The following is a 17,301-nucleotide window of genomic DNA, read 5'->3' as shown; positions in this document are numbered from 1 at the left end:
TCCCTCCTCAGGCGGCGTAGCGGTTCGCGGGGCGGGGCAGGCCGAGCCGGCCCCGCAGCGTGGCGGCTGCGTAGTCGTGGCGGAAGGCGCCGCGCCCACGCAGCTCGGGCACGAGCCCGCGCGTGACGGCGGTGAGGTCGTCGGGCAGCGCGCCTGGGCGCAGGCGGAAGCCGGTCAGTCCGGCGGCGTGCCAGTCGAGCAGCAGGTCGGCGAGCTCGGCGGGCGTGCCGGTGAACACGTGCGCGTCGGAGCTGTACTCGGCGCCCGCGACGTCGTCGAGGCGCGCCTTGCGGTCGGCGGCGGCGCCCGGCTTGTCGTCGAGGAACACCACGAGGTCGGCGAAGACCCGCAGCCGCTCGTCCACGGCGGCGCGGATCTTCGCGACGTCTGCCCGGTCCCGCGGCGTCACGTACACCAGGTCGGCGGCTTGGCCGGCCAGCCGGTAGGCCCGGTCGTTGTGCGCCAGGGCGGCGACGGGCGGCTGGCCCTGCGGCGGCCGCGGGGTGATCGACGGGCCCTTCACCGAGAACCAGCGGCCCTCGAAGTCGATGTAGTGCAGTTTCTCGCGGTCGACGAACCGGCCGGTGGCGACGTCGCGGATCTCCGCGTCGTCCTCCCAGCTGTCCCAGAGCCGGCGCAGCACCTCGACGTAGTCCGCGGCCTCGTCGAACAGCTCCGCGGCGTCGGCCGGTTCGCGACGGCCGAAGTTGCGGTACTCCTCCTCGTGGCGCGACACCTGCACGCGCACGCCCGCGCGGCCACCGCTGATGTAGTCGAGCGTCGCAATGGCCTTCGACAGGTGGAACGGCTCCGTGTGGGTGACCACGGCCGTCGGCACCAGGCCGATGCGCGAGGTCAGCGGCGCGACCCGCGACGCGATGAGCACCGCGTCGAGCCGGCCCTGGACGACGTCGGCGCGGTCCTCGAACGGGCCGCGGGCGTCGGTGCGCAGAGACAGGAAGTCCTCGAAGGTGACGAAATCCAGCTTCGCCGCTTCGGCCTCCTGCACCAGGTCGGTCCAGTACCCGGCGGTGAGCAGCTCGGCCGGCCGTGCCGCCGGCTCCCGCCACGCCGCCGGGTGCCAGCCGGCCCCCTCCAGGGCGACGGCGAGCAAGGGTCCACCTGCCATGTGCGCGTCCTTTCCGCTCGGCCTGCCTTCGCAGTGTGCGCCGGGATACGCGGGTGCGGCAGCCGGAACCAGCCATTGGGAAAGCCGGGGTTTTCCCGCCCGATCGGGAATAACGCCGTGGAGTAGCGTCCACGCGGAACCCGGAGTGGACGAGGGAGTGGTGATGGCAGGAGAAGGCCTGGTGACGGTCGCGAGCAGCCGACCGGTGGGGGAGACCGTGGACCGGCTCGTGGAGCTGGCCGAGAACGCGGGGCTGGTCGTGTTCGCACGCATCGACCACGCGGCCAACGCGGTCGCCGCGGGCCTCGAGCTGCGGCCCATGCAGCTGCTGGTGTTCGGCCACGGCCGCGGCGGTACCCCGCTGCTCGCCGACGGCCCCACGAGCGGCCTCGACCTGCCCCTGAAGGTGCTCGCCTGGGAAGACGACCAGGGCGCGGTACACGTCACCTACAACGACGCCACGTGGCTCGCCGAGCGCCACAACCTCGGCGACGCCAGCGCGGCCGCGGTAGCGGCGTTGGGCAAGGGGCTCGTGACGCTCGTGGGGAAGGCGACGGAGTAGCAGTCTTCAGCAGCGCCGAGCTCTGCGCGGGCTCGGCGCGAATGCGCTTGGACGGCGGGCAGGGCACTCGCCACTGGCGCAGTGCTTTGCCTGCCGTGGTGTGGGCGGAACTTTCGGCGTTGCCGGCGCGCTTTCTCGCCCCTGAAAGCGCCCCAAGCTGTTCCTCAGCTCAGCAACGACGAATGCCGCGCTGCCGTCGTCACCGGGCCGACCAGCGTGGGCTGCAGGCGGCGGGCCGCGTCGAGGTGGTCGGCGGTCCAGATCATCTTCACGGCGGTCGCGGTGCCCTGGTGGTCGTCGCCGGAGAGGTCGCGGTGGACGGCCGTCAGGAGGCGCGCGTCGGCGGCCGGGTCGCGGGACTTCACGGGCGGGACGGCGCCGGGGCCGGTGAGGGCGTCGGCGGTGGCTTCGTACCAGTGGGCGAGTTCGTCGCCGGCGGCGAGGACCTCGGCGCGAGCGGCGGTGCGGTCGCCGGCGGGGCCGCCCGTCTCGCGGCGCCACAGGTCCAGCACGGCCTCGGCGGTCAAGCGGAGCACCGCGACCGCCGTGATCATCGCGGCGACGTCGGCCAAAGGCACGTGCTTCGGGCCGCGCTCGGTGAGGAACACGCGGAACGCGTCGTCCAGGCGGCGGGCCGCGGCGGCGGCGCGGCGGTTCTCGTCGCCGGGCTCGATGGTCGCGGGGACGAGCGCGTCGCAGCGGCTCACGCCGTACTCGACGGCGCCGCGCAGGTAGCGGGCGCTTTCGGCGAGGCCGTCGGCGACGGCGCGCCGCAGCTCGGCCGCGGCGCCGCGGGGCCAGAACACGACCCCCACCACGAGGCTGACCGCGCACCCGAGCGCCACGTCCTCCACCCGCACCAGCCCGATCCGCAGCCCGGCCGGCGCGATGAGGGAGAACAGCAGCAACAGCACGACCGTGAACCCGGCCTGCCCGGCGGCGAACGAGATCACGGCGGGCGCGAGCCCCGTGAACACCACCGCGATCGGCAGCAGCGCCCAGAACACCGCCGTGTCGTGGCCGAGCAGCAGGATCAGCACGCTGCCGACCACGATCCCCGCGACCGTGCCGAGCAGCGCCCGCACCGCGCTCTGGCCGGTGCTCAGCGCGTTGGACCGCAGCACGGCCATGGTGCCGAACGCGACCCAGAACGAGTGCTCCACCCCGGTCAGCTCCGCGATGAGCACGGCCGCCCCTAGCGCGATGCCGCCGCGCAGGCTGTTGTGCAGCGTCACCGAGTTCCACGCGACGTGCGCGCCCGTCCGTTCCTGCACCGACGACAACGCCGAACCCGCGCCGTCCGGTCGCCGCCCGATCAGGTGCTCCCACCAGGTCCGCCGCCGCGCCGCCACGGTCAGCTCGATGTTCTGCGCGATCGCCGAGATCGCGAAGCTCATCTCCTGCGCGCGGAAGCTCGGTTCGAGCGACGTCACGAACTCCGCCGTGTCCGGGTCCGGCAACGCGGACGTCGCGGTGGCTTCCATCTCCCCGCGCGCGTCCCGCAGCCGCGCGAGCTCGGCCATCAGGTCGTCGGGCGCCGAAGCCACCACCTTCAGCAGCCCCGCGCCGTGGTCCAGCAGCACGGCGGCCGCCAGCTTGACCTCCGACACCGCCGCCGTCGTGGCGCCGTGGCCTTCGGCGACGGGCATCCGCGCCAGAATCCCCTCGAGCCACACGACCTCGTCGATGAGCCGCACGAGCGTGCGTGTCGAGGTCGTCAGCCCCGTCGGCCGGTAGGGCGTGCCGAAGAACGAGTCCCGCAGTGCGGCGACGGCGGCACTCGACTCCGCGACGACGTCGTCGACCTGCGCCACCACGTTCGGCAGGAACCCGCAGCGCACGCACTCGACCTCGGTCCGCAGCCGCTGCGCCAGCAACGCGCACGCCCGCGCCGTCGCGAGCCGCAGCGGGTTGCGCACCGGCGAGGGCCACAGCACGGCGACGGCGGCCATCGACACAACCCCCGCCATGCCCCAGCCCAGCAGCCGGTCGGGCAGTGTGGCGAGCGAGCCGGGCAGCGTCGCGGGCAGGATGAACGACACGAGCAACGACGTCGTGGCACTCGCGATCACGGAGCTCACCACGGCGGCGAACAGCACCACGAACGCCACCACCACCGTGGTCACCGCCGCGAGCCACACGACCCGCGACACCAGCGTGCCCAGCGAGATCAGCACACCGCCGGCGAGCACGAGCGCGCCCTGCGCGAACACCCGGTCGCGGATCGGCCCGCCGAAGTCGACGAACAGCAGCAGCGCCACCGAGCCGACGGACGCGAACAGGCCCGTCAGCGCGTTGCCCAGCACCAGGTTCCCGACCGCGAACAGCGACGGCAGGATGATCGCGGCCCGGCCCGTGCGGCGCAGGGCCGAGAGGTTGTTGTCCCGGCTTCGCAGCCACTCGAGAACCGTCATGGCCCGCCGTGCCTCCCACCGTCGAGGGGGCACCACGCCCGGACGCGAGCATGGTCGGGCAAAACCGCGCGTGTCAAGGACCCGCACCGGGCTTGGATCCACTGTGGAACGCCGCCACGCACCGCGCGGACCTGGTTGACGGTCCTCATGCTGCCCTGGGGCGCCCGCTCGCCGGCCGCACGATCACCCCGACCCTGCCCTTCGACGCGGTGACCGGCGTGCTCACTCACTCCAGGTCGACGCGCACCGTCAGCAGGTTGTTGCCCAACGTACGCACACCGACGCTGTTCAAGCGCGGCAACGACTTCAGCCGGGCCACGGCGTCGTCGTCGGGCAGGACGTGGGCGGTCACGCGGTGCCAGTGCCCACGCAGCCGCACGCGGACGTGCGGATCGGCCTGCAGGTTGCGGACGTACTGCGCGCGGGTGCCGAACTCCGACACCAGCCAGAACTCGTCGCCGGTGCGGCGGCCGCCGACGGGCGTGCGGCGGGGGAGACCCGACGTGCGGCTCGTGGTCTCCAGCAGGACCTGGCCGGGCAGCCGCGACAGCACGGGGTTGCCGACGCGGCGCTGGAACGTCGTCACCAGCCGGTGCCACCCGCTGCCCCGTTGGGCGGCTTCGCGCAGCCGCCACGGGATGACCACCGCGTGGGCGGGCGTCGCGAGCGCCCACAACGCCCGGGCCGGTGCGCGGTCGAACCGCACGGTCGTCGTCCACCGGACACGAGAGCCGACCTCGACGGTGTTGCGAGCGGTCAGCAGGCTTGACGGCGCTTCGAGCACCACCCGGCCGGGCTCGGAGCTCACGACCGTCCAGCCGAGCACGAGGCCCGGCCCCGGCCGGGTGCGCAGGCCGAGGCCGAGGCACCGCCAGCCCACGCGCAGGAACGTCCGCAGCGCCGCCGGCGCGTCTTCCCAGACGGCGCGCGCCCACTGCTCGGCGGTGCGCTCGTCGCCGGCGGGCCGGGCGAGGTCCACTGTGGACGTGTAGTCGGGGGTCACGCGGTCCAGGCTAGTGGCTCGAAGCCCCCGGCGCGCGAGCGTGCTCGACCGAGGCGGGCGCGTCCGGGCCCCAGCTGGCCAGCAGCCGCAACGCTTCCTCCGACTTCGAACCGGGCTCGGTGTGGTACACCGACAACGCCTGGTCCTGGTCTTCGGGCAGCGTGAACGTCTCGTAGTACACCGTCAGCTCGCCGACGAGCGGGTGCCGCAGCCGCATCGTCGCGTGCGTTTTGCGCTTCACGTCGTGCGCGGCCCACATCGTGCGGAACTCCTCGCTCTTCACCGACAGCTCCCCGACCAGCTCGGTGAGCAGCGGGTCGTTCGGGTGCTGCCCGGCGTCGAGCCGCAGCTGCCCGACGACGTCGGCCGCCTTCGTTCGCCAGTCCGGGTACAGGCTGCGCGCGGCCGGATCCAGGAAGACGATGCGGGCCCAGTTGCGGTCCTGCGGCGCTCGCGCGGTCCAGTCGCCGAACAGCGCCGACGCCGTCTTGTTCCAGGCGAGCACATCGGTGCGGCGGCCCCACACATACGCGGGCACGCTCTCGATCGCGTCCAGCATCGTCTGCAGCACCGGCCGCACCTGCTGCCGTTGCCGCGGTGCCGGCCGGTCGCGTTGCCGCGGTTTGGCCAGGTGCAGCAGGTGCGCGTGCTCGGTCTCCGACAGGTCGAGCGCGGTGGAGATCGCGTTCAGCACCTCGAGCGAGACGTTGCGGCCGTTGCCCTGCTCCAGCCGCGTGTAGTACGCGACGGAAACCCCGGCCAGTTGCGCGAGCTCCTCACGTCGCAACCCCGGCACACGCCGGCGTCGGCCGTACTCGGGCAGCCCGACGTCGGCGGGCTTCAGCCGGGCGCGCCGCGAGCGCAGGAACTCGCTCAGCTCCGCGCGCGGGTCCAGCGCCTGCTCGGTGCGAGGGCGCGTCGCCATGTCCCTCAGTATCGCGTCGGAACCACGAAAACGCTGCTCCTGAGCCTGTCCCTGCCAGTAGCAGGCATGCCGGACGTACGCGAAACGGGCACCTGGGTAACCCTGCCCGCCCGGCGCACAGTGAACCCGGGCCCGCCGAACGGCCCGGCACCAGGGAGAGGGATCAGTGAGATGACCGAAACCACCGCAGCTTCGCCCGCCACCGCGCGCGGCCGGGACCGGCTCCCGGGCAAGGCCCTCTTCGGCCTGTTCCTCGCCGGGTTCATCGGCATCCTCACCGAGTGCCTGCCCGCCGGCCTGCTGCCCGAGATCAGCCGGACCCTGTCCACGAGCGTCGCGGCCACCGGCCAGATCGTCACTGTCTACGCCGCTGCCACCGCGCTCGCCGCGATCCCGCTGTCGCGCCTGACCGTGAAGTGGTCGCGCAAGACCGTGCTGCAGGTCGCGCTGGGCACCGTCGCGATCACCAACGCGCTCACGGCGTTGTCCACCGACTACACCCTCACGATGGTGATCCGGTTCGTCGCCGGCCTCGGCACCGCGCTGGTCTGGACGCAGCTCGCCGGGTACGCCGCGCGCCTGTCGCCGCCGAGCGTGCAGGGGCGCGCGATCGCGATCGCGCTGGCGGGCACGCCGATCTCACTGGCCCTCGGTGTCCCGGTCGGCACGTGGCTGAGCACCTTCGGCGGCTGGCAGACGGCGTTCTGGGTCGCGGCGGCGCTGAGCCTGCTGAACATGCTGTGGTTCGTGGTGAACCTGGCGAACCTGCCCGGCCAGGCGGGCCACGAACGCTTCACGCTCGGCCAGGTCCTCGCGATGCCCGGGCTGCGCACGATCCTGTTCGCGCTGACCACGTACATGGTGGCGCACAACATCCTCTACACCTACGTGACCGACTTCCTGCGGTTCGCGGGCCTGGAGAGCCAGGTCGGGTGGGTGCTGTTCGCCTTCGGTGTCACGTCGGTGCTGAGCGTGGTCGTGGTCGGCGCGCACATCGACCACCACCTGCGTAAGCTGATCGTCGCGAGCACCCTGTTGTTCGCGGTGAGCGTGCTGGTCCTGGCGGTGCTCTCGGGTGTGCCGGCGTTCGTCTACCTCGCCGCGGCGGCGTGGGGGCTGGCGTTCGGCAGCTCACCCAGCCTGTTCATCGGCGCCGCGATCACCGCGACGGTCGAAGCCGCCGACGTGGCCCAGTCGATCGTGATCTCGTTCTTCTCCGGCTCGATCGCGCTCGGCGGACTCGTCGGCGGGCTCCTGATCGCAGGCCTGGGCACGGCATCGATCACGTGGGCTTCGCTGGTGCTGCTGGTCTTCTCGGTGATCGCGGTGGTCGGCGGTCGCGGGCACGCGTTCCCCAGGGGCGCCTGAGCACCCCCGGGGAACGGCGTCAGCGCGGGAAAACCGTGCCGTCGAACAGCTTCCGGGCCGTGCGCACGACCCCGCTGCGGCGAACCCGCGGCGGGGTTTCGCCCGCGTCCACCTCGACCTCGACCTGCAGGTGACCGGTCGGGTGCTCGACGTCGATGCGCGAGGTGCCGGGCAGCTTCGCCAGCTCGTGCCCGACAGCGCCGTCCAGCAGGAGCGCCGTGGCCACGCTGACGGCCCCGAGCACGCCGATCGACGTGTGCGGTTCGAGCGGGATGAACGTGCGGGTGCAGATCGTGCCGCCGTCGACGGGCGGCGCGACGAGCGTGGTCTTGGGGACCGAGCTGTCGCGCACGTCGCCGAGGCCCATCAGCTCGGCCGCCCGCAACCGCAGCGACTGGATCCGCTCGCGCAACGCGGTGTCGGCCTTGAGCTGCTCGACGGTTTCGTAGCCCGTGAGCCCGAAGTCGGCGGCCCGCGCGACGACCACGGGCATGCCGTTGTCCACACAGGTCACCGGCACACCGTCCACAGTGTCCACGAGATGCCCGGTCGGGAGCAGGCCGTGGCCCGTGGACCCGGCGGTGTCGGCGAAGTCGAGCACGACCGGAGCCGCGGTGCCGGGCACGCCGGAGATCGCCGTGTCACCCGCGTACTCCACGACTCCGCCGGACGTGGGGAAGCGGGCGACGGCGGTGCTGTCCGAGTTGACCATCCGGATCCGCACGGTCGTCTCGCCGTCCCCGGCCGGCACGAGGCCGCGTTCCACTGCGAACGGGCCGACGCCCGCGAGCAGGTTGCCGCAGTTCTGCCGGTCGCTCACGGTTGCCTCGGCCACGCCGAGCTGCAGGAACAGGTAGTCGACATCGGCACCGGGCGAGGTACTCGGCGACACCACGGCGACCTTGCTGGTGAGCGGGTGGGCGCCGCCGATGCCGTCGATCTGGCGCGGGTCGGGACTGCCCATGATGCGTAGCAGCAGGTCGTCGCGCTCCGCCGCGTCGGCGGGCAGGTCCTCGGCACGGAAGTACGCGCCCTTGGACGTGCCGCCGCGCATCAGCAGGCAGGGGACGCCCTTCACGCCTGTTCCTTCGCGTACTCCTCGGCGGTTACCCACCGCACGCCCAGCGAAGCGAGTTTCTCGCGCAGCCCGTAGCGGTCGAGCCCCAGCTCGCCGCCGGCCAGGGCCGCCCGGGTGGCTTCTTCTTTGGCCAGACGCGCCTTCGACGCGGTGATGCCCCGTTCGACGTCGGCCTGCGCGACTCGCAGCACGCCGTCGTCGTCGGCCAGGATCACGTCGCCGGCGTGGATGGTCTGTCCGCCGACGGTCACCGGCACGTTGACCGAACCGGCCGTCGCCTTCACGGTGCCCTGCGCGCTGATCGCCCGCGACCACACCGGGAAGCCCATTTCCTTGAGCTCCGCGACATCACGCACGCCCGCGTCGATCACGAGACCCCGCACGCCGCGCGACACCAGCGACGTGGCGAGCAGCTCGCCGAACATCCCGTCGGTCGAAGGGGAAGCGGTGGTGACGACGAGGATGTCGCCCGGCCGGCACTGCTCGACCGCGGCGTGGATCATCATGTTGTCGCCCGGCCAGCACAGCGCCGTCACGGCCGAACCGCCGATGCGGGAGCCGCGGTGCAGCGGGCGGTGCTCGGTGCCGACGTAGCCGACGCGCCCGAGCGCCTCGTGCACCGTGGCGACCCCGAAGCCGGCCAGCTCGTCGATCTTGTCGCCGGGCGCCCGGGGGACGTCGGTCACCACCACGTTGTTCATTCAGCCTGCTCCATCGCTCAGTTGTCGGTCTCACGCAGCGCGGTGATCACGCTGCGCAGGTGCGCCCGGGCCGCTTGCTCGGCGGCGTCCGGGTCGCGGCGGGCGATCGTGTCGATGATCGCCAGGTGCTCGGGCAGCGACACGTGCGGCCGGCCCGCGCGCATGGCGAGCCGGAACTGGTGGCGGACGATCTGGCCGTGGAGCCGCTCCAGCAGCTCCGCCGCCACGGACTGGCCCGCGATCTCACGCACCGTGCGGTGCAGCTCGCGGTTGAGCTCCGAGTACTTCGTCGAGTCGCCGTCGTCGACGGCCGACCGGAGCCGCCCCGCCAGCTCGCGCAGCGAGTCGATCTCGTCGTCGGTCACCTTCTCCGCCGCCTTGGCCGCGCACAGGCCCTCGAGCACCATGCGGCACTCGGTGATGGCCACGGCCTCCTCGACCGACACCACCCGCACCCGGGCCCCGCGGTGCGGAATGCGCTCCACCAGGCCTTCCGCGGTCAGGTCGATCAAGGCCGCGCGCATGCTCGCGCGCGTGACGCCGAAGGTCTCGGCCAGCTCGGCCTCCACCAGCCGCTGCCCCGGGACGACATCGCCTGCCAGCAGGGCGGCCCGCAGCGCGTCGAGCGCCGCGTGCTTGCCGGCCTCCCCTTCCTTGGGCGTGGTGGTCATCCCGGCTCCTCTCCTCGATGGTGACGCTAAGCATCCCATACGAGATTGTCAACAATTTCGTAGACGACTCTTGTGACGATCCGGGTCGGCGAGTTACGTTCCCCCGGACCACCCCCGGCCGCGAAGACGCGCCCGGCACGACAGGAGATGATCTCGACGATGACCGGACCGGCCACGTCACCGCCCGCCGCCAGAGGGGCCAAGACTTCGACCCGCAACGCCGTGATCGGCGCTTCTTTCGGCTTTTTCGTCGACATGTTCGACGTCTACCTGCCGGTGGTCGCGCTCACGCCGGCGATGAACTACTTCCTCCCGCCCGCGGTCTCCCCGGGCAGCCGGGCCGTGATCACGTCGCTGATCTTCGTGGCCACCCTCATCGGCCGGCCGCTCGGCTCGCTGATCTTCGGCCGCCTGGCCGACAAGGTCGGGCGCCGCCGCGTGACGCTGTGGTCGATCACCGGCTGCGGCATCTGCACGCTGCTCATCGCGCTGCTGCCCGGCTACCACGCCGTGGGACTGCTCGGCGTCGTGCTGATGGTGGTGCTGCGCCTGATCGACGGTGTGTTCCTCGGCGGCGAGTACACCGGGGCCACGCCGCTGGCCATGGAGGCCGTGCCCACCGGCAAACGCGGCTGGTACGGCGGCCTCGTGGGCATGGGTTTCCCGATCTCGTACTGCGCGATCTCGCTGGTGACGTTCATCATGCTGCGGATCACGCCCTCGGGCGGCTCCGACTCGGCCTACTCGCAGTGGGGCTGGCGCGTGCCGTTCCTCGTGGGTGCGGCGCTGTGCGCGGTGTTCTGCGTGTACTTCTCGCGCACGGTCGAGGAGTCCGAGACGTGGAAGTCGGCGAAGAAGTCGCGCACGCCGATCCGCGACGTGCTCGTGGGTTCCTCGCGCAAGCAGTTCCTGCAGGTGTTCGTGATCATGAGCGGCATCTGGTTCGCGTCCAACCTCGCCTCCGGCCTGCTGCCGAGCGCGCTGCAGTACCAGGCGCACGTGTCGGCGACGCAGGTGACCGCGGCACTGGTGATCGTGCAGGCGATCCACTCCGTGCTGTTCCCGTTCCTCGGGCTGCTCTCGGAGAAGATCGGCCGGCGCAAGTTCCTCGCGTGGTCCGGCATCGGCATCGGCGTGGTGTGCGCCGGCGCGTTCGCGACGATCAGCCTCGGCTGGTACTCCGGTTTCGGCGCGGTGCTGCTGCTCACGCTCGTGATCCGGCTCTCGGGGGGCAGCACGTTCGCGGTCACGCCGTCGTACCTGTGTGAGCGGTTCCCGCCCGCGGTGCGCGGCAGCGGGTTCGGCCTCGGCTACAGCATGCCGTTGATCCTGACCTCGTTCTACGCCTACTACCAGGGCTGGCTCGAGCACATCATGCCCTCGGGCTTCACGGCCGCGGCGTTGCTGGTGCTCGGTGGGGCGCTCGTGTTCGTCGGCTCATTGATCGGTCCGGAGACCAAGGATGTCGACCTCGGCGTCGCGACCGCGGGCCAGCCGCAGGCGAAGCCGGTGAGCGCATGACGACCATCACGCTGCTGGGCCTCGGTGAGGTGGGTTCCGTGCTGGCGGAAGACCTCACCGGGGTGGAGCTCACCGCGTGGGACGTGGCGCTGGCGGATCCGGCGAGCGCCGCCACGCGCAACGCCGAACGGTTCGGCCTGGTGTCCGCTGTGGACGCGCACGACGCCGTGCGCGCGGCCGATCTGGTGATCAGTGCCGTGACCGCGGCCAACGACCTCACGGCGGCGAAGTCGATCGCCGACGGGCTGCCCGCCGGCTGCTGGTTCCTCGACCTCAACTCCGCGGCACCCGGCCAGAAGCAGGCCTCGGCCGAAGTGATCGAGAAGGCCGGCGGACGCTACGTCGAGGCCGCCGTGATGTCGCCGATCAACCCCAAGCGGCTCGCGGCGCCGATGCTGCTCGGCGGCCCGCACGCGGCCGGGTTCGCGGAGTTCGCGCGTCCGCTCGGCTTCACCGGGCTGGAGGTCTACGCCGACGTGGTCGGCCGGGCCGCGGCCACCAAGCTGTGCCGCTCCGTGGTGATCAAGGGCGTCGAGGCCCTGCTCACCGAGTCGCTGCTCGCCGCCCGCGAGTGGGGTGTGGAGGGGCGCGTGCTCGGGTCGCTGTCGAACCTGCTGCCCAGCGACGACTGGGAGAGCCTCGCCGCGTACATGATCTCCCGCTCGCTGGAGCACGGTGTCCGCCGCGCCGAGGAGCTGCGGGAGGCCGCGGTGACCGTGGCCGAGACCGGCGTCGAGCCCGTGATGGCGGAGGCGATCGCACGCCGCCAGGACTGGGCGGCGGCCCACCGGCCCGTAGACCTGGGCGAGCTCGAGACCAGGCTGCTGCCGCTGCTCGACTCCGTCCGCACGCGAATGTCCGAAGAAGACCGGAAAGGCGACACCGAGTGATCATCGACTGTCACGGCCACTACACGACCGTGCCCGCGGCCCACACGAGCTGGCGGGACGCGCAGCGCGCCGCGTACGACGCGGGCACCGCCGCCCCGGCCTACCCGGAGATCGGCGACGACGAGCTGCGTGAATCGGTGCGGGGCCAGCTCGACCTGATGGCCGACCGCGGCGTGGACCTCACGGTGTTCTCGCCGCGCGCATCGGCGATGGGCCACCACATCGGCGACGAGGCCGTGAGCACCGAGTGGGCGCGCGTGAACAACGACCTCGTGCACCGCGTCACCACGCTGTACCCGGACAAGTTCATCGGCGTCTGCCAGCTGCCGCAGTCGCCCGGCGTGCCGGTCGAGCACTCCGTGGCCGAGCTGCGCCGCTGCGTGGAGGAACTCGGGTTCGTCGGCTGCAACCTCAACCCCGACCCGAGTGGTGGCCACTGGACCGCGCCGCCGCTCACGGACAAGAGCTGGTACCCGTTCTACGAAGCCATGGTGGAGCTCGACGTGCCGGCCATGGTGCACGTGTCGGCCTCGGACAATCCCAGCTTCCACGCCACCGGCGCGCACTACCTCAACGCCGACACCACGGCGTTCATGCAGTTCCTGCAGTCGGACCTGTTCACCGACTTCCCGGGCCTGCGCTTCGTGATCCCGCACGGCGGCGGCGCGGTGCCGTATCACTGGGGCCGCTACCGCGGGCTCGCCGACATGCTCGGCCGCCCCGAGCCCGACGAGGGTGTGCTGCCGAACGTCTTCTTCGACACCTGCGTGTACCACCAGCCGGGCATCAACCTGCTGTTCGACGTGATCAACGTGGACAACGTGCTGTTCGGCTCGGAGATGGTCGGCGCGGTGCGGGGCATCGACTCGCGCACCGGGCACCACTTCGACGACACCCGCCGCTACGTCGACGCGCTCGGACTGTCCGAAGAGGACAAGACCAAGGTGTACGAGGGCAACGTGCGCCGCGTCTACCCGCGCCTGGACCAGGCGCTGAAGGCGAGGGTCGGGTGAGCGCGTTCACGGCCGACCCCGGCTGGCTCTCCTACGACCCGGAACCGTCGAAGCCGGCCTTCGTGCTGCCGCCGGGCACCGTCGACGTGCACACGCATGTGTTCGGCCCGGGTGACAAGTTTCCGTACGCGGCGGAACGCAAGTACACGCCGACCGACGCGGGCAAGGAGCAGCTTTTCGCCCTGCGCGACTTCCTGGGCATCGAGCGCCAGGTGATCGTGCAGGCGACCTGCCACGGCGCCGACAACAGCGCGCTGGTCGACGCGCTCGACGCGGCGGGCGAGCGCGCCCGCGGCATCGCGACGATCCGCGGCACCGAGTCCGACGACGAGCTCGCCCGGCTGCACGCGGCCGGCGTGCGCGGCATCCGGCTGAACTTCGTGCGCCGGCTCGTGGACCCGAAGCCCGACGCGTACTACCACGACCTGGTCGCCCGGATCGCGCCGCTGGGCTGGCACATCGTGATCTACTTCGAGGCGGCGGACCTCGCCGAGAAGTGGGACCTGTTCACCTCGCTGCCGACCACGGTCCTGGTGGACCACATGGGCCGCCCGGACGTGACGAAACCCGTCGACGGCCCGGAGTTCGGCCGCTTCCGCACGCTGCTGCGCGAGCACCCGAACTTCCACGTGAAGGTCACCGGCCCGGAACGCCTCACGGTGGCCGGCCCGCCGTATGACGACGTGGTGCCCTTCGGCCGCGCGCTCGTGGAGGAGTTCCCGGACCGCGTCCTGTGGGGCACGGACTGGCCGCACCCCAACATGAAGAGCCACATGCCCGACGACGGCACGCTGGTCGACTTCGTGCCCCGCATCGCGCCGAGTGCCGAAGCGCGGCAGAAGCTGTTGGTGGACAACCCGATGCGGCTCTACTGGGCCGACTGAACGCGAGCCGACCGAACGCGAGCCGACTGAGCCGGGGAGCCGGGCCGTCCGAAGTGGACGGCCCGGCTCAGCCCAGCCGTGCCGCGGTGCGCGGGGTGCGGTGTCGCTGTCGCCGGGGGAGATCGTCGTCGGCCAGACCTCCGGTACCGGGTCCTTCGCCGAGGCGACGCGGGCGAGCACGATCTCGCCGAGCCGCCGGCCACACGCCTCCAGCGCGCTCCACGCGCGGGTCGACGCGGTGGGTGTGCTGCGGCCGGCCGGCCGGCCAAGGACCCCTACCGGTACCTGGTCAACGCCGTCGACCGGCGCATCGCCGACGCGTCCGTCATCTCCACACCCGTATTTCCGGTGACCACGGGCTGTTGGTGCTGGCCGACTGGTCGGGGTTGCCGCTCGACGTGCCTTCGTCCGCTGTGGATGGTTGGCTGGGTGCTTCGCTGGTTCTGGGGAACTATCGGGGCTCCGCTTCGGTGGGGGCGCAGCTGCGCCCCTGGGAAGCCGTCGTCTTCCGCCGCTGACGCCGCGCGGCAGCGACGACGCTTCCCGCTGCCGCGCTCAGCAACGCGACGACGGCGGTCGCGACGCGGAGAACCCGGCGGAACCGAGGCTGGCCGCAAGCAGCGCGAGAGACGAGAGCAGTGCGGCCGCGGAAAGCGAAACGGTCCGGACCAGTGCCCGCGCGCGCCGAGTGCGATCGTCGGAGGTGAGGACCCGGTCGAGCAACTGGAGGAAGGTGAGGCGGTCGGTGCCCCGGGGGACGGTGGTCACCGGTTCGCCGCCGCGCTCGGCCGATCGGCGGTGCGCGGTGCGAGCGCAGGGGCCGGCCCTGGTCGCGCAGCCGGCCGACGATCCTGTCCGGAGTCGGGCTTCGGTCGACGATCCGTGCGAATGTCGCCGAACGTTCGACCGGTCCTCGTGCCGCATCGAGAACGACGCCTTCCCCGAGGATCCCGGCCACGGGGTCGCACAGATCTTGGACCAGCGAGAACACCGAAGGACCCTGCTCCGTTTCGAGGTGGAGCGCGGTCCCGCCCAAACCGCTCCACACGTCGATCGCGCCGGCGTGTGCCACGAGTCCGATGCGGCGCAGCATCGCGCTGCCGAGTGCGACCGGACCGCAGTGCTGCCAGTGGAAGTCGTATCCGTAGCGCTCGCCCGAGCTCAGCTGCGGCGAACGCTCGAGGCGCGGGTCCACGCATTTCCCGTCGTAGGCCGTGTGCCTGATGGTTCCCCAGATCCGCGCCCAGTCGTTTTCTCCGATGTCACGGACCACGAAGCGGCAGGGCGTGGCTCGGCCGTCGACATCGAGCAACCGGAGCTCCAGGTGCGGCCCGGTGAAGGTGATGCGCAATCCGGGAACGCCATCGCGGCCTTCATTCGGTTCGAGAGAAGCCAGCAGCGCACGGAAGAACCGGGGCACCGCATCGTCGGCCACGCTGACCACGAGTGTGTCGCGGCGTGGGCTGACCTTCCTGAACACCCCGTGCCCGGTGGATCGGTGGGCGGAATACCGGACGGCGAGCAGGAGCGAAGTCTCCAGAACCCGCTGGTGCAAGGAATGCGCGGACGGAATCGTCGCGTCCCGCGGAGTGGTCGCGCCGGGGAGGTCGGCACTGATCGCCTTGTGGGCTTCCTGGTGCGTCTCACCGGTGAACCGGCGGCGCACCAAGGCGAGTCCGGCGACTGAAGTGGTCACGGCAGAGTCCTTCCTTCGTCACCGCCCGGCTCGGCGAGGAGGGATCCAGCCATGGTTCTTCAGGCACCACGAGGGTGCGATCAGTGGTTCGTGCTGTTCGGTGGTTCTGTCGCCCGGGTTGCCGGGTGGGCGACACCAGCAGTGCCCGCACGGTGCGCGACGAAGCATAGCGCAGGGTGAGTCGCGGATCGTCTCGCGCGGGGTTGTCCCGGCCGCAACTCACCCCGGTGAGGGAGCTCTCGCGCCGAGGATCAGACCGCCGGCTTCCAGCCCAGCTCCGGACCCAACCTGGTGGCGATGTCCGTCAGGATCTGCACGTAGTCGGCGTGCTCGAAGCTGAACGGCAGGGCGAACGCCACCTCCGAGACCTCCCGGAAAGCGGCGTCCGCGTACAGCCGCTCGGCGATGGACGCCGACGTGCCCACCAGGTCTTCGGCGAAGGTCATGCGGGCAGGGCCGTGGGCTTTGCCGACGCGGGGTAGGCGGAAAGCGGCGTAGGCCTCGTATTTCGCGCGCTGCTCGGGGGTCGCGCTGTCGGTCGGGATGACGACCAGGCCCTGGGACACGCGGGCGTCGGCGCCCAGGGGGTGGTGGGCGCGGAACTCGCGGATCTGCCGGGCCTGGATGGCGGCGAAGTCGATCTCGGTGGCGTCGGGGTCTTCGACGCGCACGACGCTGCTGGCCAGGAGGTTCATGCGGTGCTCGCCGGCCCAGCGGGCGGAGCGGGTGCCGGCGCCGCCGTACCAGAGGCGGTCGGCGAGGCCGGGGGAGTGCGGCTGGACGAGGGGCGAGTACTCCTCGATGCCCTCGGTGCCGCTGAAGTCCGTGGCCTTCTCGCCGCGAATGAAGCCCAGGAGGCGCTCCACGCGCCGGTAGCTGAAGTCCTCGGCCGACGCGGTGTCGGGGTAGAGCGCGGGCGCGAGGTGGTCGTAGTGGCGGGGCTCGCCGACGCTCAGGCCGGGGTTGAGGCGCCCGCCGGAGAGGACGTCGACCGTGGCGAGGTCTTCGGCGAGGCGCAGCGGGTTTTCCCAGCCGAGGGGGATCACGGCGGTGCCCAGCTCGATGCGGCTCGTGCGCTGCGTGGCGGCGGCCAGAACGGCGACGGGTGAGGAGATGCCGAACTGCAGGTGCCGGTGGCGCACCCACGCGCTGTCGAAACCGAGCTCCTCGCCGAGCTGGATGACCTGCAGCGTCGACTCGTGACCGGCCGCGGGATCGGCCTCGTCAAACAGCCCGATCGTGAGGAAGCCCAGCTTGCGCAACGGTTCCGAGGTGATCGGCACAGCAGTTCCTCCTGGCTCCGGGTTCTGCCCGAGATCAACCTCGACGCCGCCGGGATTGTTCCGGTTCCGGCGTGGTCCGGAGCACTTCGTCGGTACCTCACGAGACGTCCTGTTTCCCGGACTGAAACTAACTTGTAACGGGGCGATGGTTCCACTCCGCCGG

15 protein-coding genes are annotated in these 17,301 nt (G+C 71.7%); 7 read left to right on the top strand and 8 right to left on the bottom strand.

The annotated features are described in order from the left end of the window. Window positions 1–7: 7 nt before the first annotated feature. Window positions 8–1,129 (bottom strand): LLM class flavin-dependent oxidoreductase, encoded by a 1,122-nt coding sequence (locus tag QRX50_RS34215; RefSeq protein ID WP_285967245.1) that lies wholly within the window; start codon window positions 1,127–1,129, stop codon window positions 8–10. 163 nt (window positions 1,130–1,292) lie between these two features. Between QRX50_RS34215 and QRX50_RS34210 the strand changes: the two genes are divergently transcribed. Continuing rightward, window positions 1,293–1,691: a DUF302 domain-containing protein gene (locus QRX50_RS34210; RefSeq protein ID WP_285967244.1), complete on the top strand. Its 399-nt coding sequence runs from the start codon at window positions 1,293–1,295 to the stop codon at window positions 1,689–1,691. A gap of 164 nt (window positions 1,692–1,855) precedes the next feature. Here QRX50_RS34210 and QRX50_RS34205 read toward each other — a convergent pair whose 3' ends face one another. The 3 genes from QRX50_RS34205 to QRX50_RS34195 form a co-directional block, all read right to left on the bottom strand. Next, complete coding sequence (locus tag QRX50_RS34205) at window positions 1,856–4,105, bottom strand: FUSC family protein (RefSeq protein WP_285967243.1); 2,250 nt, start codon at window positions 4,103–4,105, stop codon at window positions 1,856–1,858. 226 nt (window positions 4,106–4,331) lie between these two features. Continuing rightward, entirely contained in the window at window positions 4,332–5,108 is a 777-nt protein-coding gene (locus QRX50_RS34200; protein ID WP_285967242.1) for a nitroreductase/quinone reductase family protein, read from the bottom strand. A gap of 10 nt (window positions 5,109–5,118) precedes the next feature. Beyond that, window positions 5,119–6,033: an MmyB family transcriptional regulator gene (locus QRX50_RS34195; RefSeq protein ID WP_285967241.1), complete on the bottom strand. Its 915-nt coding sequence runs from the start codon at window positions 6,031–6,033 to the stop codon at window positions 5,119–5,121. A 171-nt stretch (window positions 6,034–6,204) separates the two neighbouring features. On the opposite strand from QRX50_RS34195, the gene QRX50_RS34190 reads away from it, so the two are divergent. After that, window positions 6,205–7,401 carry an MFS transporter gene (locus QRX50_RS34190; RefSeq protein WP_285967240.1) on the top strand — a complete coding sequence of 399 codons (1,197 nt, stop codon included), beginning with the start codon at window positions 6,205–6,207 and terminating at the stop codon, window positions 7,399–7,401. A gap of 19 nt (window positions 7,402–7,420) precedes the next feature. Here the strand turns inward: QRX50_RS34190 and QRX50_RS34185 are convergent, their stop codons facing one another. From QRX50_RS34185 to QRX50_RS34175, 3 genes are read right to left on the bottom strand one after another with little or no spacing between them, the layout of a single operon-like run. Further along, on the bottom strand, window positions 7,421–8,479 hold the full coding sequence (locus QRX50_RS34185) for a 4-oxalomesaconate tautomerase (protein ID WP_285967239.1): 1,059 nt from the start codon (window positions 8,477–8,479) through the stop codon (window positions 7,421–7,423). Beyond that, on the bottom strand, window positions 8,476–9,180 hold the full coding sequence (locus tag QRX50_RS34180) for a 4-carboxy-4-hydroxy-2-oxoadipate aldolase/oxaloacetate decarboxylase (protein WP_285967238.1): 705 nt from the start codon (window positions 9,178–9,180) through the stop codon (window positions 8,476–8,478). The genes QRX50_RS34185 and QRX50_RS34180 overlap by 4 nt, the downstream gene beginning before the upstream one ends. Before the next feature lie 17 nt (window positions 9,181–9,197). Then, complete coding sequence (locus tag QRX50_RS34175; RefSeq protein ID WP_285967237.1) at window positions 9,198–9,851, bottom strand: GntR family transcriptional regulator; 654 nt, start codon at window positions 9,849–9,851, stop codon at window positions 9,198–9,200. A gap of 159 nt (window positions 9,852–10,010) precedes the next feature. On the opposite strand from QRX50_RS34175, the gene QRX50_RS34170 reads away from it, so the two are divergent. The 5 genes from QRX50_RS34170 to QRX50_RS34150 all read left to right on the top strand — a co-directional run bounded on the left by QRX50_RS34170 (window position 10,011) and on the right by QRX50_RS34150 (window position 15,846). Then, on the top strand, window positions 10,011–11,372 hold the full coding sequence (locus tag QRX50_RS34170; RefSeq protein ID WP_285967236.1) for an MFS transporter: 1,362 nt from the start codon (window positions 10,011–10,013) through the stop codon (window positions 11,370–11,372). Further along, window positions 11,369–12,262 (top strand): NAD(P)-dependent oxidoreductase, encoded by an 894-nt coding sequence (locus QRX50_RS34165; protein WP_285967235.1) that lies wholly within the window; start codon window positions 11,369–11,371, stop codon window positions 12,260–12,262. Before QRX50_RS34170 ends, QRX50_RS34165 begins: the two co-directional genes overlap by 4 nt. Then, complete coding sequence (locus tag QRX50_RS34160) at window positions 12,259–13,275, top strand: amidohydrolase family protein (protein WP_285967234.1); 1,017 nt, start codon at window positions 12,259–12,261, stop codon at window positions 13,273–13,275. Before QRX50_RS34165 ends, QRX50_RS34160 begins: the two co-directional genes overlap by 4 nt. Then, entirely contained in the window at window positions 13,272–14,159 is an 888-nt protein-coding gene (locus QRX50_RS34155; protein WP_285967233.1) for an amidohydrolase family protein, read from the top strand. Before QRX50_RS34160 ends, QRX50_RS34155 begins: the two co-directional genes overlap by 4 nt. Before the next feature lie 745 nt (window positions 14,160–14,904). Beyond that, window positions 14,905–15,846, top strand: a complete 942-nt coding sequence (locus QRX50_RS34150; RefSeq protein ID WP_285967232.1) for a hypothetical protein — start codon at window positions 14,905–14,907, stop codon at window positions 15,844–15,846. A gap of 260 nt (window positions 15,847–16,106) precedes the next feature. Here the strand turns inward: QRX50_RS34150 and QRX50_RS34145 are convergent, their stop codons facing one another. Next, window positions 16,107–17,138 carry an LLM class flavin-dependent oxidoreductase gene (locus QRX50_RS34145; protein ID WP_285967231.1) on the bottom strand — a complete coding sequence of 344 codons (1,032 nt, stop codon included), beginning with the start codon at window positions 17,136–17,138 and terminating at the stop codon, window positions 16,107–16,109. Window positions 17,139–17,301 lie beyond the last annotated feature (163 nt).

Origin of the sequence: Amycolatopsis sp. 2-15, assembly GCF_030285625.1 — a bacterium.
GTDB classification, from domain to species: Bacteria; Actinomycetota; Actinomycetes; order Mycobacteriales; family Pseudonocardiaceae; genus Amycolatopsis; species Amycolatopsis carbonis.
This window is presented reverse-complemented; position numbering and strand designations above follow the sequence as displayed.

Excerpts from the sequence above, each read along its gene's own strand:
- QRX50_RS34215 (WP_285967245.1), bottom strand. The coding sequence starts at position 1,129 with ATGGCAGGTGGACCCTTGCTCGCCGTCGCCCTGGAGGGGGCCGGCTGG.
- QRX50_RS34210 (WP_285967244.1), top strand. The coding sequence starts at position 1,293 with ATGGCAGGAGAAGGCCTGGTGACGGTCGCGAGCAGCCGACCGGTGGGG.
- QRX50_RS34205 (WP_285967243.1), bottom strand. The coding sequence starts at position 4,105 with ATGACGGTTCTCGAGTGGCTGCGAAGCCGGGACAACAACCTCTCGGCC.
- QRX50_RS34195 (WP_285967241.1), bottom strand. The coding sequence starts at position 6,033 with ATGGCGACGCGCCCTCGCACCGAGCAGGCGCTGGACCCGCGCGCGGAG.
- QRX50_RS34190 (WP_285967240.1), top strand. The coding sequence starts at position 6,205 with ATGACCGAAACCACCGCAGCTTCGCCCGCCACCGCGCGCGGCCGGGAC.
- QRX50_RS34180 (WP_285967238.1), bottom strand. The coding sequence starts at position 9,180 with ATGAACAACGTGGTGGTGACCGACGTCCCCCGGGCGCCCGGCGACAAG.
- QRX50_RS34175 (WP_285967237.1), bottom strand. The coding sequence starts at position 9,851 with ATGACCACCACGCCCAAGGAAGGGGAGGCCGGCAAGCACGCGGCGCTC.
- QRX50_RS34170 (WP_285967236.1), top strand. The coding sequence starts at position 10,011 with ATGACCGGACCGGCCACGTCACCGCCCGCCGCCAGAGGGGCCAAGACT.
- QRX50_RS34165 (WP_285967235.1), top strand. The coding sequence starts at position 11,369 with ATGACGACCATCACGCTGCTGGGCCTCGGTGAGGTGGGTTCCGTGCTG.